This is a genomic window from Leucobacter sp. M11, assembly GCF_035726885.1.
GTDB lineage: Bacteria > Actinomycetota > Actinomycetes > Actinomycetales > Microbacteriaceae > JAPFRB01.
This window is the reverse complement of sequence record NZ_JAPFRB010000001.1, coordinates 484,170-484,917: the sequence shown is the minus strand read 5'-3', so window position 1 is coordinate 484,917 and position 748 is coordinate 484,170. Positions and strand designations below refer to the sequence as shown.

Sequence of the window (748 nt, the reverse complement as noted above, 5' to 3'; positions counted from 1 at the left end):
TGATCCGCGGTGGCTTCTACGCCAACGGGCAGGCCTGCATCTCCGTGCAGCGCATCGTCCTCGAGCGCGCCATCGCCGAGCGCTTTACCCAGAAGCTCCTCGCCCGCCTCCCCGAGGTCGTCGTCGGCGACCCCCGCGACGCCGACACCAACGTCGCCCACGTCATCAACGCGGGCTCCGGCGCACGCATCCGGGCCATGATCGAGCGGGCCCTGGCCGCCGGGGCGAGCCTGCTCGCGGGCGGCCCGAACGCCGACGACGCTGACCCCGCCCTGATCCGGCCCACGGTGCTCGGCGACGTGCCCGCGGACGTGGACGTCTGGGCCGAAGAAATCTTTGGCCCCGTCGTCTGCCTGACCGCCGTGGACTCGGTGAACGAGGCGATCGACCTCGTGAACGACTCGCGATACGGCCTCCAGGCCGCGATCTTCACCGCCTCGCTCGCAAGCGCCTTCGACGCTATCGAGCGCCTCGACGTCGGCGGCGTGGTCGTCAACGAGATCCCCGGATTCCGCTCGGACATCATGCCCTACGGCGGCGTCAAAGACTCCGGCATCGGCCGCGAGGGCCCCCGCTACGCCATCGAGGAGTACACCGTTACCCGGATGGCCATGATCCGGCCCCGGCCCTAGCCACAACCCCTGAACCCTGAACCCTGAACCCCAACACGAGCGACCCAGCCAAGGACCCCACATGACGAGCACCCCCGCAAGCCCCGACTACACCCAGCTCTTCCGCCTCGACGGGC

The 748-nt window shown here is 69.9% G+C and carries 1 protein-coding gene; it reads left to right on the top strand.

Annotation, left to right across the window (positions count from 1 at the left end):
- Positions 1–632 (top strand): aldehyde dehydrogenase family protein (locus tag OOT08_RS02480; protein ID WP_325090966.1); only part of this gene is annotated, 632 nt, incomplete at its 5' end.
- Positions 633–748: the final 116 nt, after the last annotated feature.